The organism is Shewanella corallii (assembly GCF_023349125.1).
Taxonomy (GTDB): Bacteria; Pseudomonadota; Gammaproteobacteria; order Enterobacterales; family Shewanellaceae; genus Shewanella; species Shewanella corallii.
Window position 1 is genome coordinate 88,176 of sequence record NZ_JAKIKT010000008.1, and the last position, 16,102, is coordinate 104,277.

Annotated in this window: 18 protein-coding genes; 9 read left to right on the top strand and 9 right to left on the bottom strand. The window is 50.6% G+C overall.

What is annotated here, in order from left to right; all coding sequences use genetic code 11:
* Position 1: 1 nt before the first annotated feature.
* The 8 genes from hscA to trmJ all read right to left on the bottom strand — a co-directional run bounded on the left by hscA (position 2) and on the right by trmJ (position 7,277).
* Entirely contained in the window at positions 2-1,864 is a 1,863-nt protein-coding gene (gene hscA, locus L2725_RS18190; protein WP_249250265.1) for a Fe-S protein assembly chaperone HscA, read from the bottom strand.
* 70 nt (positions 1,865-1,934) lie between these two features.
* A complete protein-coding gene (gene hscB, locus L2725_RS18195; RefSeq protein ID WP_249250390.1) occupies positions 1,935-2,459 on the bottom strand; it encodes a co-chaperone HscB in 525 nt (174 codons plus the stop codon).
* A 5-nt stretch (positions 2,460-2,464) separates the two neighbouring features.
* Positions 2,465-2,788, bottom strand: coding sequence for an iron-sulfur cluster assembly protein IscA (gene iscA / locus L2725_RS18200; protein WP_115138170.1), 324 nt, complete (start codon positions 2,786-2,788; stop codon positions 2,465-2,467).
* Between the two features lie 11 nt (positions 2,789-2,799).
* Complete coding sequence (gene iscU, locus L2725_RS18205; RefSeq protein WP_115138169.1) at positions 2,800-3,183, bottom strand: Fe-S cluster assembly scaffold IscU; 384 nt, start codon at positions 3,181-3,183, stop codon at positions 2,800-2,802.
* A 33-nt stretch (positions 3,184-3,216) separates the two neighbouring features.
* Positions 3,217-4,431, bottom strand: coding sequence for an IscS subfamily cysteine desulfurase (locus L2725_RS18210; RefSeq protein WP_249250266.1), 1,215 nt, complete (start codon positions 4,429-4,431; stop codon positions 3,217-3,219).
* A gap of 80 nt (positions 4,432-4,511) precedes the next feature.
* Positions 4,512-4,973: a Fe-S cluster assembly transcriptional regulator IscR gene (iscR, locus tag L2725_RS18215; RefSeq protein ID WP_115138167.1), complete on the bottom strand. Its 462-nt coding sequence runs from the start codon at positions 4,971-4,973 to the stop codon at positions 4,512-4,514.
* A 478-nt stretch (positions 4,974-5,451) separates the two neighbouring features.
* The gene (cysE, locus tag L2725_RS18220; RefSeq protein WP_249250267.1) at positions 5,452-6,294 is read right to left on the bottom strand and encodes a serine O-acetyltransferase; all 843 of its coding nucleotides are present in this window, start codon (positions 6,292-6,294) and stop codon (positions 5,452-5,454) included.
* 260 nt (positions 6,295-6,554) lie between these two features.
* A complete protein-coding gene (gene trmJ, locus L2725_RS18225; RefSeq protein ID WP_249250268.1) occupies positions 6,555-7,277 on the bottom strand; it encodes a tRNA (cytosine(32)/uridine(32)-2'-O)-methyltransferase TrmJ in 723 nt (240 codons plus the stop codon).
* 154 nt (positions 7,278-7,431) lie between these two features.
* Here trmJ and suhB point away from each other — a divergent pair, with 154 nt between their 5' ends.
* The 4 genes from suhB (at position 7,432) to L2725_RS18245 (ending at position 10,482) form a co-directional block, all read left to right on the top strand.
* A complete protein-coding gene (suhB, locus tag L2725_RS18230) occupies positions 7,432-8,235 on the top strand; it encodes an inositol-1-monophosphatase (protein WP_248935804.1) in 804 nt (267 codons plus the stop codon).
* Positions 8,236-8,383: 148 nt separating this feature from the next.
* The gene (locus L2725_RS18235) at positions 8,384-9,556 is read left to right on the top strand and encodes an NnrS family protein (RefSeq protein ID WP_249250269.1); all 1,173 of its coding nucleotides are present in this window, start codon (positions 8,384-8,386) and stop codon (positions 9,554-9,556) included.
* Between the two features lie 107 nt (positions 9,557-9,663).
* On the top strand, positions 9,664-10,065 hold the full coding sequence (locus L2725_RS18240) for a phosphate-starvation-inducible protein PsiE (RefSeq protein WP_115138162.1): 402 nt from the start codon (positions 9,664-9,666) through the stop codon (positions 10,063-10,065).
* 114 nt (positions 10,066-10,179) lie between these two features.
* A complete protein-coding gene (locus tag L2725_RS18245; protein WP_249250270.1) occupies positions 10,180-10,482 on the top strand; it encodes a PilZ domain-containing protein in 303 nt (100 codons plus the stop codon).
* Here the strand turns inward: L2725_RS18245 and L2725_RS18250 are convergent.
* The gene (locus L2725_RS18250; protein WP_249250271.1) at positions 10,476-10,718 is read right to left on the bottom strand and encodes a YecH family metal-binding protein; all 243 of its coding nucleotides are present in this window, start codon (positions 10,716-10,718) and stop codon (positions 10,476-10,478) included. The genes L2725_RS18245 and L2725_RS18250 overlap by 7 nt on opposite strands.
* 118 nt (positions 10,719-10,836) lie before the next feature.
* On the opposite strand from L2725_RS18250, the gene L2725_RS18255 reads away from it, so the two are divergent.
* From L2725_RS18255 to L2725_RS18275, 5 genes are all read left to right on the top strand, one after another.
* The gene (locus L2725_RS18255) at positions 10,837-12,519 is read left to right on the top strand and encodes a sensor histidine kinase (RefSeq protein WP_249250272.1); all 1,683 of its coding nucleotides are present in this window, start codon (positions 10,837-10,839) and stop codon (positions 12,517-12,519) included.
* Positions 12,520-12,521: 2 nt separating this feature from the next.
* A complete protein-coding gene (gene btsR, locus L2725_RS18260; RefSeq protein ID WP_248935809.1) occupies positions 12,522-13,232 on the top strand; it encodes a two-component system response regulator BtsR in 711 nt (236 codons plus the stop codon).
* 279 nt (positions 13,233-13,511) lie between these two features.
* Positions 13,512-14,948: a carbon starvation CstA family protein gene (locus L2725_RS18265; RefSeq protein ID WP_248935810.1), complete on the top strand. Its 1,437-nt coding sequence runs from the start codon at positions 13,512-13,514 to the stop codon at positions 14,946-14,948.
* Positions 14,949-15,122: 174 nt separating this feature from the next.
* Positions 15,123-15,407, top strand: a complete 285-nt coding sequence (locus L2725_RS18270; RefSeq protein ID WP_249250273.1) for a DUF3861 domain-containing protein — start codon at positions 15,123-15,125, stop codon at positions 15,405-15,407.
* 244 nt (positions 15,408-15,651) lie between these two features.
* Positions 15,652-16,050 (top strand): MerC domain-containing protein, encoded by a 399-nt coding sequence (locus L2725_RS18275; RefSeq protein ID WP_249250274.1) that lies wholly within the window; start codon positions 15,652-15,654, stop codon positions 16,048-16,050.
* Positions 16,051-16,102 lie beyond the last annotated feature (52 nt).

A 16,102-nucleotide genomic window follows, 5' to 3' on the forward strand; every position in this document is an offset into this window, starting at 1 on the left:
CCTATATTTGATCGACCGACTGACCCGCCAGGGCCTGACGAATAGAGTTGTCCATTCTGCGCGCAGCAAACTCCTGAGTTTTAACGTCCAGAGCTTCAATCGCCTTGGTGATGGCGTCAGCGTCTTCGCCACCGGCAAGGTTCGCCAAATCAGCCATAGCTGCATCAATGGCATTACGCTCCTGCTCAGACAGCAATTCGCCGTCTTTAGCCAGCGCAGAATGTAAGGATTCAAGCACCCGCGCAGCTTCAACCTGCTGTTCGGCCAGCATACGACGGGAGATATCATCCTTCGCATGCTTCATAGAATCTTTCAGCATGGTGGCAATTTCGGTATCAGACAATCCGAAAGAGGGCTTCACCTGAATGCTGGATTGTACGCCGGTTGATTTCTCCATGGCCGTCACACTCAGCAAACCGTCAGCATCGACCTGGAAAGTAACGCGAATGTGGGCAGCACCGGCAGCCAGAGGCGGAATACCTTTAAGCGTAAAGCGCGCCAGCGAGCGACAATCGTCAACCAACTCACGCTCGCCCTGGACCACATGGAAGGCCATGGCTGTCTGGCCATCTTTAAAGGTGGTAAATTCCTGTGCACGGGCAACCGGGATAGTGGTATTACGGGACACCACCTTTTCCACCAAACCGCCCATGGTTTCAATACCCAGAGACAGTGGCAGTACATCCAGCAGCAACAGGTCAGATTCAGGCTTGTTACCCACCAGAATATCCGCCTGAATAGCCGCACCAATCGCCACGACTTTATCAGGATCAATGGAGGTCAAAGGCGTCTTTCCAAAGAAACCGGCCACCTGCTCGCGAACCAGTGGCACACGGGTAGAACCACCTACCATAACGGTTTCCAGCACTTCATCCACCGATACTCCTGCATCACGCATAGCGCGGCGGCAGGCTGCGATAGTTTTACGTACCAGAGAGCTTATCATCTCGTCGAACTGAGCACGGCTTACCTCTGCTTGCAGTTCGCGGCCGTCATCCAGCGAAATAGTCGCAACTGCGGTGTCAGCATAGGTCAGGGCTTCTTTAACCCGGCGGGCTTCAATCAGCAACTGGCGATTAGTTTGAGCGCTGCACTCCTGCAGTTCCCACTCAAGCTTGAGATGCTGTTGCAACAGATGATCGAAGTCATCGCCGCCCAATGCCGAGTCACCGCCAGTGGCCAGCACCTCAAACACGCCCTTGTTCAGGCGCAGGATTGAGATATCAAAAGTACCACCGCCCAGGTCGTAAACGGCGATCACGCCTTCCTGTTTGGAGTCCAGACCATAAGCAATCGCTGCAGCGGTTGGCTCGTTCAGCAAACGCAGAACTTTAAGTCCCAACAGTCCGGCGGCATCCTTGGTACCCTGACGCTGGGCATCATCAAAGTATGCGGGGACGGTAATCACCACACCTTCGAGCTGGCCACCCATGGTCTCTTCTGCGCGGGTAATCAGCGGTCTGAGGATTTCTGCACTGACCTGAATAGGGTTAACCTGCCCCTGACGGGTGTTAAATACCGGCAATCCATGTTCACTGGCACTGAACTCATAGGCGTGTTGGTGCTCACCGGACTGTATATCAGCCAGGCTGCGGCCCATAAAGCGCTTAACGGATACTATGGTGTTGACGGGGTCTTTGGCAGAGTGAGCTGCAGCCTCATAGCCAGTCTGAATGTCAGTTTCGCCATAATGCACGATAGATGGCAGGGAATGTCTGCCTTGCTCATCCGGCAAGGTCGTCGCTTCGCCGCTGCGTACAGCAGCAACCAGAGAATTGGTGGTGCCAAGGTCAATACCGACGGCCAATCTGTGCTGATGTGGCGCGGCACTCTGACCTGGCTCTGCAATCTGCAATAGGGCCATAATGCTTAACTCTTAAAAATTTGGCCCAATATTAAATTGAGCCAAAGAAAATGAAAACAGCTACAGCGAACTATTCAAACAAGGCGTCTTCGGCCCGGGCGAGTTCATCCTGTAACTTAGCCATAAATTTGAGCTTACGGATCTGATCAGCGGCCTTGATGTCGTCATCCTCGGCATGACTTGCCAAAAGAGCGGAAAGGCTGGAAAAAACATCTCGCTGGTAGGCAGCAAATGAGGTGTGCAGCTCGTCAATCATGGCATCAGGCTGGCTGCTGTGAGCAATATCTTCCAGCGCCTCACGCCATTCCATTTGCTGCATCAAAAAGCCAGTGTCTTTCACTGTCGTGGTTTCGTGACTAATGTCCAAACCACGAAGGGCCAGTATATGTTCTGCCCTGCGAAGAGGATCTTTCAGCGTTTGAAAACCATCGTTAACCTGAGCCGTTTTTTGCACAGCTAACATGATCTCCTGCTCGCTGCCTCCTGCAAATTTATCAGGATGCACCGCCCGCTGCAGCTCCCGGTAACGGGAAGACAGCTCAGCGGTGTCGAGCTCGAAGGACTGGGGAAAATCAAATAACTCGAAGTAGTTCATAGACGTCAGACAGTGAAGCTCTCGCCACAACCACATTCGCCTTTGGCGTTGGGGTTATTGAACTGGAAACCCTCGTTGAGGCCTTCCTTAACAAAATCCAGCTCAATACCCTGAAGGTAGATAAAGCTCTTGGCATCAATAATGATATTCACGCCTTCCACTTCATATATCTCATCATCGGCATTCAGCTCATCAACGAACTCAAGCACATAGGCCATACCGCTACAACCTGAGGTTTTCAGGCCCAGGCGCAAACCCAGACCTTTACCTCTGTTGGCCAGGAATGACTTAACCCGCTCAACTGCTGCCGGTGTCATTGTAACTGCCATATAGACTCCGCTTATTCGCCTTGTTTGGCTTTGTAATCATCCAATGCTGCCTTGATGGCATCTTCTGCCAAAATTGAGCAGTGGATTTTTACCGGTGGCAAGGCCAACTCTTCAGCGATGTCGGTGTTCTTGATGGCAGCAGCTTCATCGATGCTCTTACCTTTCACCCACTCAGTCACCAATGAGCTGGATGCGATTGCACTGCCACAGCCATAGGTTTTGAACTTGGCGTCTTCAATGATGCCAGCATCATTGATCTTCAATTGCAGCTTCATCACGTCGCCACAAGCTGGGGCGCCAACCATACCGGTTACTACGGATGGGTCGTTCTTATCGAAAGAACCAACGTTGCGAGGGTTCTCGTAGTGGTCAATTACTTTTTCGCTATATGCCATGATACTGCTCCAACTCTAATATTCTGCTCAGGATTAGTGGTGGTTCCACTGCACCTTGGTCAAATCCACACCGTCTTTGAACATTTCCCACAGCGGCGACATTTCGCGCAACTTGCCGATGGAGTTCCTGATGGTTTCAATGGCGTAATCAATTTCTTCTTCAGTGGTAAAACGGCCAATGGAGAAGCGAATGGAACTGTGAGCCATCTCATCGTTCAGACCCAGAGCACGCAGCACATAGCTTGGCTCCAGACTGGCGGAAGTACAGGCCGAGCCTGAGGATACTGCCAGATCTTTCAGGGCCATCATCAGCGACTCACCCTCAACATAGTTGAAGCTGACATTCAGGTTGCCGCAATAACGCTGGTCCACATCACCATTGATATAAGTTTCTTCAATATCTTTAATACCGTTCCACAACTTGTCGCGCAGGAAACGGATGCGGTCGTTGTCTTTTTCCATGTCCGCTTTGGCAACGGCTGCCGCTTCACCCAGACCCACGATCTGATGAGTTGCCAGGGTGCCGCTACGCATACCACGCTCATGACCACCACCGTGCATTTGCGCTTCCAGACGGATGCGAGGCTTGCGGCGAACATACAGTGCGCCGATACCTTTAGGGCCGTACATCTTGTGACCGGAAATTGAGAGCAGGTCTACTTTGGTTTTCTGCACGTCGATTGGCATTTTGCCAACACTCTGGGCAGCATCAACGTGGAAGATAATACCTTTGCTGCGGCACAGTTCGCCGATAGCATCGATATCATGAACAACGCCAATTTCGTTGTTAACATGCATCAGAGTCAGCAGAATGGTGTCATCACGCATTGCTGCTTCCAGACGCTCCATCGGAATAATGCCGTTGGCCGCTGGCTCCAGATAGGTCACTTCATAACCTTCACGCTCCAGCTGACGACAAGTATCCAGCACTGCTTTGTGCTCAGTCTTACTGGTGATGATGTGCTTGCCCTTCTTCTGATAGAAGTGAGCAATGCCTTTGATAGCCAGGTTATCAGACTCGGTCGCACCAGAAGTCAGTACGATTTCACGATGGTCTGCGTTAATCAGTTCAGCAACCTGAGCACGAGCGTTATCAACCGCCTCTTCTGCCTGCCAGCCGTATCTGTGAGAACGGGAGGCCGGGTTGCCGAAGATGCCGTCCATAGTCATGTACTGCATCATTTTTTCTGCGACACGAGGGTCAACAGGGGTTGTTGCTGAATAGTCAAGGTAGATAGGAAGCTTCATCACTCACTCCGTACTTGGCATTGCCATACAGGCCTTACTGCCGACAACGTACTTCAAAAATTTGCTTTATAATCCGGGGCTCAAGCGGTTACCCGCTGGTCTTGCTGGATTTTATCCTGTTGAATCGAGATAAATTGCACATCCCGCTTCTGCATCAGTCCAGCCAGACTAATACCGTTTAAAAACTCTGAAATTTGCTTGCTGAGGTCACCCCACAGAGAGTGGGTCAGGCAGCGGTTACCACCCTGGCAGTTGCCTTTGCCGTGACAACGTGTGGCGTCGACGGTTTCATCCACCGCCATAACTACCATGCCGACGGAAATCTCATCTGCCTCCAGACCGAGACGATATCCGCCTCCGGGTCCACGTACACTGGCTACCAGCCCCTGCTTTCTCAGCTTGGCAAAAAGTTGTTCGAGATAGGACAATGATATCCCCTGTCTTTCAGAGATATCTGCCAAAGGGACGGGTCCCGCAGTAGAGTGAATCGCCACATCTAACATGGCGGTAACTGCGTAGCGACCTTTAGATGTCAGTTTCATAACTCAATATTGCTCCCCTGTTGATATGGAAGCAGTTAATCATACCCAAGTAAAACAGTCAAGTATTTAACCAACCAAATCACTCAAGTATTAAAGTCCTCGCCACAATCCTACCTCACCTTCAGGCGCACGTATTTAACCTTATTTCGCTGCCACTATTCAATGGCAGGAGATTAAAATCACAGCGATTAGGTCAGATAATGAGATCAAACTCATCCAGAGACTTCGGGCGCTCCCTCGCGCCCTCTCATTCAGAGCCACAGAACCCAGCTACATCCGGCTTAGATAGCCAGCGGCGGAACTGCATAAGTGTCAGCATCTGGTCAAAAGCACCGGCGGCCCGCCCAGGATGTTCTGGATGGGCTGAGCAGTCCATATGGAGATGAAAGCGCTCAAGCTCTCCACCAGCTCTTTATCTTATGTAGTGCTTGTTATTCAGACCACTTAAGCAGAGTTAAGCAGAATCAGCGGCACCCGGTCAGATACCGCCGCCCTCCATAAAGCCTGAATTACTGATGTTCTGGTCCATCTCAAGGGAAGGTTTGTCTGTCGCGGGCTTTCCAATGATCTTGGCTGGCACACCTGCAGCAGTGGTGTGTGCAGGAACCGGAATTAACACCACAGAACAGGCTGCGATTTTTGCACCTTCTCCCACTTCGATGTTACCCAGTACTTTAGCCCCCGCGCCAATCATGACACCGGTACGAATTTTAGGGTGACGATCACCACTTTCTTTACCCGTGCCACCCAGGGTGACATCCTGAAGAATGGATACATCATCTTCCACTACTGCGGTCTCGCCAATCACTATGCCAGTCGCGTGGTCAAACATGATACCCCGACCAATCTTCGCGGCCGGATGGACATCAACCTGACAGGCAACTGAAATCTGATTTTGCAGATAAACAGCCAGTTCACGACGACCTTGCGACCACAGCCAATTGGCCACCCGAAAGCCCTGTAGTGCATGAAAACCTTTCAGATAAAGGAGTGGCGTAGAATAAAGTTCGATAGCCGGGTCTCGCTCCACCGTTGCGCAAATATCACAAGCAGCAGATAAAACGATCTCTTTGTCCCCGGCATAAGCCTCTTCCACGACTTCCCGGACAGCCATTGCAGGCATACTTGGCGTTGCCAACTTGTTCGCCAAAATATAGCTCAGTGCTGCAGCGAGCGTATCGTGCTTAATAATGGTTGCATGGAAAAAGCTCGCCAACATGGGCTCACGTTCAGTTTGCTCTTTTGCTTCTCGCTTAATCGCATTCCAGACGTTGTCTTGCTGACACTTTTTTTCCCGACCTTCGCCACATGTCCTTTGCATGCCTGTACCCTACTTATTTCACTTACACTATTAAGAACCTGCTTCGCATCGTTATGTTTCATTCAATAACAATGCTCACGCTTAACATTGGCTCATTTACGTTCGCAGCTGACAGCAACTTCCTTTTGCACGCCCTCGCCATCCATTGAAGAATCTTAAACTAAGAGAAGCATACAACCCAAGTAGCCTCCGGCCCCTTTATAAGCTGATAACCTAAACTGGCTAACCTTGCCTCACTTATAGTTCTGTCCTGCCTGCGTTTATTTGTCGTCGCCGACTTTCTTGTCCACCGACGTCAGAATGCCACGCAGAATATTCATTTCCTGACTTTCGATACGTGCCTTGGTGAACAAACGTCTCAGCTTGGTCATCACCTGGCCCGGATGGTTCTTAATAATAAAACCGGTGCGGGTCAAAGTTTGCTCCAGATGAGTGAAAAAACGCTCATGGTCTTCGTTGGATGGATACTCAACGACGTCAGCTTCCTGCTCCTGACCGGCCAACCAGGCCATTCGGGTTTCATAACACACCAATTGCACGGCCTGAGCCAGGTTCAGTGAGCTGTATTCTGGGTTGGCAGGAATAAACAGGTGGTAGTTACAACGCTGCAATTCTTCATTGTTCAGGCCATGATTTTCACGACCAAACACAATGGCAACCTGCCCCGATGCAGATTCAGCAGCCATCTTCTCGCCGGCCTGACGAGGGTCCAGCATTGGCCAGTCCAGCGTACGGCTGCGGGCAGAGGTCGCGATCACCAGGCTGCAGTCTTTAATGGCTTCTTCCATTGAGTCGACAGTTTTCAGCGACTTGAGAATATCGCAGGCACCAGCAGCCAGGGCCACAGATTGACCGTCTGGTTCGCACCTTGGTTCGGCAAGATACAGATTGGACAACCCCATGGTTTTCATGGCGCGGGCAACGGAACCAATATTTCCCGGGTGAGAAGTACCGACTAAAACAACGCGGATATTACTGAGCATGGAAGATCTTAATTTAATTCACAAACACTGGGGCTGAATACTAACATGTCGGCGAGGGTTTACTTAACAACAAAATCTGCATTTGATATGTCCTTCGTTTCGGGTATAATCGCGCCGCTATTTTTACTCGTTCTTTAACATCCAGGGGATTGCAATGCATCCAATGCTGACCATCGCTGTCCGCGCTGCCCGCGCTGCCGGCCAAACAATTATGCGTGCTTACACTGACTTCGATCGCGTTGAAGTTAGCGCCAAAGGTATTAACGATTACGTGACCAGTGTAGACAAGGAAGCAGAAGCAGCTATCGTGTACCAGATCCGCAAATCTTACCCTGACCACACTATTGTGGGCGAGGAGAGCGGCGAAAACCGTGGTACCAACAAAGATTATATCTGGGTAGTAGATCCTCTGGATGGCACCACCAACTTCGTGAAGGGTATCCCTCACTTCGCGGTTTCCATCGCTCTGCAATACAAAGGCAAAACTGAAGTTGCCGTGGTATTCGATCCTGTTCGCAATGAAATGTTCACTGCGGTACGTGGTCAGGGTGCCAAAATGAATGACTTCCGCGTTCGTGTTTCCAACAACACTGATATCAGCACCAGCATTGTTGCGACCGGCTTCCCTTTCAAGGCCCGTCAGCACACTGAAACCTACATGAACATTCTGGGTGAAGTTTTCGCTCACTGCGCAGACCTGCGTCGCAGCGGCAGCGCAGCACTGGATCTGGCTTATGTTGCAGCCGGTCGTATGGAAGGTTACTTCGAAATCGGCCTGAAGCCATGGGACATTGCTGCGGGCGATCTGATCGTTCGTGAAGCCGGTGGTACTGTCACTGATTTCACCGGCGGCCACGGTTACCTGTTGTCCGGTAACATCATTGCCGGTAACCCGAAGAGCACTATGACTCTGGTTAAGACTGTGCGTCCTCTGCTGAGCGAGGCGCTGAAGCGCTAATCAGCTCCAGCTGAAGAAAAAACCGCCTGTTGGCGGTTTTTTTATGTCTGTTGAAAATAAAATCTCTCTCTCCACTTAACATGCATTAATTTTGCAGCTTATAATATCCGAGTATTTTACTCAGCTTTATAACCCAGTGGGAGCGACTATGCTGCAAATTCATGATCCCAAAACAACCGAACGCACTATGCCTTTATTCAGGCTTGGTTTTCGTCCCCTGTTTTTGTTTGGCAGTGCCTTCAGCATTCTGGCGTTGAGCTTATGGGTGCTGCAGATGCTGGGACTGATGAGTATTCAGCCTCACGGTAATCTTCTTTGGTGGCATGGCCATGAGATGCTGTTTGGTTTCACCGCAGCTATCATAGTTGGTTTTCTGCTAACCGCAGTGCAGAACTGGACCGGCAATCCGGGGCTGTCAGGTACCCCATTAAAGGCGTTGGTGCTTTTGTGGCTCTTGCCAAGAGTCATGCTGATCAACAACAGCTGGGTACCAATTGAAGCTATAATGCTGCTGGATCTGGCCTTTCTGCCAATTTCAGCCTGGGTACTGGCTGAAGCTGTCATCCGGGTAAAACAGTGGCGCAATCTTATCTTTGTGCCTGTGTTACTGCTGATGACATTGGCCAATGCCATCAGCTACTACGGCCTGCTCTCTTCAAACCCGGGGTTGAGCCACAATGCGCTTTATGGCGCCGCCTTTATCGTGGTGTTTCTGATTGCCCTCCTGGGTGGCAGGGTGATTCCCTTCTTTACCGAGCGGGCGACCAAATGGCAGAGAAGACCCAACCTCCCCTGGCTGGAGGCGGCAAACTTCATTGCCATTGGGGCTTTGGTTATCACAGTTATTACTCAGTTCAACACTGCACTGCCCTGGGCTGCGGGTATATCTTCGCTACTGCTGTTAGTGCGTTTTTGTCGCTGGGGAGGCCAACATAGCCTTGGTGCACCACTGCTGTGGTCACTGCATTTAAGTTACCTGTGCATTCCCCTTGGTCTCATGCTTATTGCCTCAGGCCTGCCGGTATCTGCCGGGTTTCACCTTGGTGCAGTCGGCGGCATGGGAGGGATGATTCTGGCAATGATGGCGAGAGTCTCCTTAGGCCATACCGGCCGAACGTTAACCCCGCCCAAGCCGATGACAGTCTGCTTTGGATTAATCCTGCTGGGCGCAGCACTGAGAGCTGCCGCCAGTCTGGTGCCCTCTTTCTATCTGACCGGGATCTGGATGGCGGGAATTGCCTGGATATTGGCTTTCGGTGGCTTTTGCTATTTCTACGGAAAACTGCTGTGCCAACCAAGACTTGATGGTCGTCCGGGCTGAAAAGAAGATTCGTGACCAATACTGTGATTTTTGTCACTCAGTTTTTTCAATTTCAAAGCGTGAAATCCTGATAAGATCCCGATTAAGTTCCGCTGACAGGACTAACTATGGGTATCTACAGGAAAGTTGGATTAAAGAGCGTCAAAATTGTCGAGCACATGGTACTGGTCGTGATCGCAATCGCGACTGTGTTCGCAATTGGTCAGGAAATTCACCATATCTTTAAAATGGGCACAGTCGCCCTGGCAGACCTACTGCTGTTGTTTATCTATCTGGAAGTGTTGGCCATGGTCGCCAACTACATTGAATCCGGAAAATTACCGGTGCGGATGCCACTCTATATTGCCATTGTGGCGTTGGCACGTTATCTGATTCTGGATATGAAAAGCATGGATGACTGGCGCATTATCGGTATTGCCATGGCCACACTGGTGCTGGCAGCAACAGTGATAGTGATCCGTTGGGGTCAGCTGAAACTCCCTTACCCCAAATCTCATGACGAAGACTGACACTCAGTCGTTGCTTCCAGGGCGCATCACAGGGTGCGCCTTTTTTATGCTTGCGCAAAGGTGACTGAGATCAATAAGATAGTATTTTCTAATGGACTCAGGAGTGAGAAGGATATGTCATCTCCCGTCAAAGGATTTGAAGAACGTCGCCAGTCCCGCCGTGTAGATATGGAAGAAGCGGACATTATCATCAACTGGCAGGACAAAGATGAAAGACGTCAACAGACCGCAGGACGTTGCCTTGATCTGTCCCGTAGTGGTGCCCTGCTGGAAACCGCCGACGCTATCGGTGAGGGTTATCAGGTAACAGTAAGCCTGAATCCCAATTCAGAGTTGGAAAACCAGGTCAGCGGTCAGGTATTACGGGTGACACCAAAGGGCGAGTGTTTCCACATCGCCCTGAAACTGGATCAGTGATTACAGATACGGCGGGCATCAACTTCCCAGCCGGACTCAGATTCCAGAAACTTCTTCTTGCTGCGCAGAAAGTCGATCAACTCATCTGCGCTCATCCCCTCTTTACTGCAGGTGTGATACTGGGTGTCGGCACCGAACTCAGCAATCATCAGCGCTCTTAGCTCTTCAGCAGAAACAGGCTTCTGCTGCGCCTGCATCAAGGCCATCACATCATGACCGTGGACAGATTTAATCATTTCAACCTCAAACATTCATATAATTTAAACCTTATAAGGGATATCTAATCAGTAAACACTGATTTGGCGCAAATTCTCTGGCAAAATACGCCGATATCTTAGTTTGGGTTATTCATTCATGTCCCTGATCCTGCTGCTGACTCAACAGATGTGTGTGTATCTGGTGATCGTTTATCTGGTCAGCAAAACGCCGCTCTTCAAACTCTTCACCGAAGAGGCGCCACGCTTCCCACATAAGCTGTTTATCTATCTGGTATTTTCCGGATTCTGCATCATGGCTACCTACTTTGGTGAGCAAACCAATGACGCCATTGCCAACACCCGGGCCATGGGCGCTGTGCTGGGTGGTCTACTGGGTGGTCCGGTAACCGGGTTCTTTGTGGGATTAACCGGTGGTCTGCACAGATATTCCATGGGCGGGTTTACTGATGTCGCCTGCGCCATCTCCACCACTATGGAGGGGTTAAGTGCCGGGCTTATCAGCCACTATTTGCGAAGTCAGGGCAAACGCGAGCTTATTTACAGCCCGGTATTGGTTGCCATGGTCACCCTGTATGCAGAGTTAATGCAGATGGCGTTAATCATGCTTATCGCCAAACCTTACGATCAAGCCTGGGAATTGGTGCGTCAAATAGCCCCGCCCATGCTGCTGGTCAACTCATTGGGGGCGGCTGCGTTTATGAGTATGATCCGCGACCAGAAAACCATGTTCGATAAATTGTCATCGGCCTTTTCTGCCAAAGCACTGAAGATTGCCGAGCGCAGCGTTGGCCTCCTGTCCCGGGGATTCAATGAAGAAACCACAGCTCAAGTCGCACAGATCATCATTGAAGAAACCAAAGTCGGCGCTGTAGCCATTACTGACAGGGATAAATTACTGGCATTTATCGGCTCAGGGGCAGACCACCATATTCCGGGAACGCCCATCGCCTCGCAGATCACCAAAGACGCCATTGAACAGAATAAGGTGATGTTTGCCGATGGTGTTGAAACCCCCTATGCCTGCTCTATCTCACGTCAGTGTAAGCTCGGCTCCAGCCTGGTCATTCCGTTGAGAAATGACACCGAGGTGATCGGCACCATCAAGCTGTATGAGCCCAAGAATAAGCTGTTTCTGAACATTAACCGTACCCTGGGCGAAGGTATTGCCAGGTTGCTGTCCAACCAAATCCTCTATGGCCGCGTTGAACAACAACAAAATCTACTGACTCAGACAGAACTTAAGCTGCTGCAGGCACAGGTAAATCCTCACTTCCTGTTTAACGCGCTTAATACCATCAGTGCCATTACCCGCCGTAATCCGGATATGGCCAGAACCCTGCTGCAACAGTTGTCCCAGTTTCTGCGTATCAACCTGAAACGAACGGCAGGCCTGGTTACGCTGGCCGACGAGCTGGATCATATCGACGCTTACCTGAATATTGAAAAGGCGCGCTTTATTGACCGACTGCGGGTAGAGATAGATATCCCCAACGAGCTGCATAAAGTCCGTCTGCCGGCTTTTACCCTGCAGCCCATCATTGAAAACGCCGTCAAGCATGGTACCTCTCATATGCTGGATACAGGTCATATTCAGGTAAAGGGACTACAGGAGGGCGATGAAGTTGTCCTCTCCATCACAGACAATGCCGGTCTTTACCCGGAGAATCCCGTGGAAGACCCAGAGCAAAAAGGTCTGGGAATGAACCTGGTGCACAAGCGCATCCAGAATCAGTTTGGCTGTCAATATGGCATCCAGGTGAAGTGTCAACCTGAGCAGTTCACCACAGTCAGTATTCGAATTCCGCTGGAGGAAGTGTAGCCATGATCAGCTGTTTGATTGTTGATGACGAGCCATTCGCCCGGGAAGAACTGGCGGACATACTTGAGGCCGCTGGAGATATTCAGGTCATAGGTCAGTGCAGCAATGCCGTTGAAGCTCTGCAGGCTATCCACAAACAAAAGCCTGATCTGGTGTTTCTGGATATCCAGATGCCACGGATAACCGGTATGGAGATGATAGCCATGCTGGATCCTGACAATATGCCACGAGTAGTGTTTGTCACTGCATATGATGAGTACGCCATCAAAGCCTTTGAAAATCATGCCTTTGACTATCTACTTAAACCAGTAGATGAGCAGCGTCTGGCCAAAACTCTGGATAAGCTTCGTAAAGATCTGCGCCCCAAAGATATGACAGTGATTGCCCCTGACAGTCTAGAGATACTGCCCTGTTACAGCGGCAACCGCCTTAAAGTCGTGCCAGTCAAAGATGTGGAGTTTGTATTCAGCGATCTGGGGGGAATTCATGTCGCCACAGCTACCAGCCAGGTGCACACCCAGATGACACTGAAACTGCTGGAGGAGAAAACGCCTCTGGTACGCTGTCACCGTCAGTACCTGATTATGCCCTCCGCGATTCGTGAAATCGTGTTACTGGATACAGGAGCAGAGGTCATTACTCCCAGCGGTGCCAAGGTACCTGTATCCCGCCGTTATCTGAAAAGCCTCAAACAGATGCTCGGGTTTCAATGAGTCTGATAAAGTAAAAACACCCAGTGCCGTCATTGACGGCACTTATTCATTATCCTCAGGTTTATCATCCTCAGGTTTATCATCCTCGGGTTAACCACTCAGCCCTCAAATCCTGCCGCTGAGTATCTGCCTGTCACCTTTCATCCTCAGACTCAATCCTCTTGGCCCTGTATTTCGACCGCTCAGGTAACCGGATGAGCCGCTCAGTCATTCCTGCCACCACTTCAGCTTTCACAGAAGTAAAATCCGCGGCAGTCATATAATTACGAGAATGATGCTATGAGTTGGTTCTTCCTGTGTGTCGGCCTGTTGGTCGCCGGCTACTTTATCTACGGTGCCTTTGTGGAAAAGGTATTTGGTATTAATCCCAAGCGTCAGACCCCGGCTTTTGCCCAGACTGACGGCGTAGACTATGTGCCTATGTCCAAGGGTCGTGTGTACCTTATCCAACTGCTGAACATTGCCGGCGTGGGCCCCATCTTTGGTCCTATTCTGGGTGCCCTCTATGGCCCGGCGGCCATGTTGTGGATTGTAATCGGTTGTATCTTTGCCGGTGCAGTGCACGACTACTTCTCAGGTATGTTGTCTGTTCGCAATGGCGGTCAGTCAATCCCCAACCTGACCGGTAAATACCTGGGTAAAGGTGCCAAGCACTTTATGAACGCCTTCGCCATCATTCTGCTGTTGCTGGTTGGCGTCGTGTTCATCTCTGCCCCGGCAGGTCTGCTGGCTAAACTGACCGGTTGGAGCATGCCGGTATTCGTTGGCATCATCTTCTGTTACTACCTGCTGGCGACTATCGTGCCGGTAGATAAAATCATCGGCCGCCTGTACCCATTCTTCGGCGCGCTGCTGGTGTTTATGTCTGTGGGTCTGACAGTGGCGCTGATCGTATCCAGCGAGCACACTTTGCTGCCGGGCGTTCAGGCTTCTGACTTCCTCTCCAACCTGAACCCGAATGATATGCCTCTGTGGCCAGCTCTGTTCATTACCATCGCCTGTGGTGCCATCTCCGGCTTCCACGCCACTCAGTCCCCGCTGATGGCCCGTTGTATGGAAAATGAATCCAATGGTCGTTTCGTGTTCTACGGCGCCATGATTGGTGAAGGTATTATCGCTCTGATCTGGTGTGCTATCGCCCTGTCCTTCTTCGGTGGTGTTGAAGGTCTGAACGAAGGTATGGCCGGTAACCCTGCCAACGTAGTATACGAGGCATCAACCGGTCTGCTGGGTGTTGTCGGTGGCTTTATGGCGGTTCTGGGTGTAATCGTTCTGCCAATCACCTCAGGTGATACTGCGTTCCGCTCTGCCCGTCTAATCCTGTCTGAGTTCTTCAAGCTGCCTCAGAATGAACTGCCAAAACGCTTGATTCTGGCTCTGCCTCTGTTCGCTCTGGGTGGCATCCTGACTCAGGTAGACTTTGGCATCATCTGGCGCTACTTCGGTGTGGCAAACCAGGCGACCGCAGTTCTCATGCTGTGGACTGCGTCAGCCTACCTGCTGCGCCACAACAAACTGCACTGGATCTGTACCGTACCGGCGATGTTTATGACAACAGTGGTTATCAGCTTCCTGCTGAGCTCTGCGACCCTGGGTGCAGGCCTGCCGATGATGGTCTCTACCGTTGCAGGTATTGTGGTTACTCTGGTTGTCACTGGATTGATCATCGTGAAATCCAAAGGCAAAGGTGTGGACAATTTGGCCGAAGACGCCTGATAAGCAGCACTGACACCAATAAACGCCGGGCTATGCCCGGCGTTTTTGTTTTTTCCAACCCAAGATGAAACTTGTCTCACAAAAGGCCGCAACCCGCTTTGCCATGGTATAACCCTATCTGTGTATATTCTGCCCTTTAGGCTGGAACTTGCAGCAATCAGTATGGAGAGAGCAATGAAAGGCCATCTTTATCAATTTACTGTCGAGCATCTTGAGGACCCCAGGGGTCAGGCAATTGATTCCGCCCCACTGGAATTTAAAGTCCGTAACCACGATGATATTTTTAAGATTGTAGACGCGCTCAAAGCCAGGATGCCACTGGATGAAACCGATGCCACAGCCTTTGCCATTGGCATTAAACTGTTTGGAGAGGTGATGTTAAAAAACCGCGACAATCCGCTGTTTAAAGAGTTTAAGCCTCAGTTCACCGAGTTTATGAAAGCCCTGAAAAAGCAGTAGTCCTTTAATGACCCGGCAATAGTCACATACAGTCCCTTCAGTGTTTTTTGTGGCGTTGGCCATGTTCCAGCGCCACAGCCCGATAGCTCTCCAGTTTCCTTCTCTCATCCCTCCAAAGACAACACCAGGCTCAGTGGCTCAAGCAGCCAATCACTTCCCGAATAGAAATATGGGGGATTTTCAAGCATATTAAGCAATGCTAAAACACCCGTTAATTCCTTAATATCAAGATTGGATAGTCAAAATGGAAAAAGCCAATGTTCAAACTCTGATGGATCGTTTGGCCATATCAGCATCCCTGCTTTGTATGCTGCACTGCATAGTTACCCCATTGCTCCTTGTCGCTGCACCGGTAATCTCCTCAACTTTCCTGGCCGACGAGGCATTTCACCAGGCACTGGTCATATTTGTACTCCCAACCAGTTTGCTGGCGCTGTTTCTGGGATGTAAGAGTCACAAAGACACTCAGGTACTGCTACTGGGAGGATTCGGTCTGGCAGCTTTGGTCTCGGTCGCTTTTTTTGGCCATGACCTGCTGGGTGAAACCGGAGAGAAAGTAGCGACTGTGATCAGTGGTGCCATGCTGGCCTTCGCCCACGTCAGAAATTATCGTCTGTGTCGCAAAGACAATTGCGACAACTGATCAAACTCAAACCTGATCCTGGTCAGGCCTTTGACAGGCAATACAAATACGC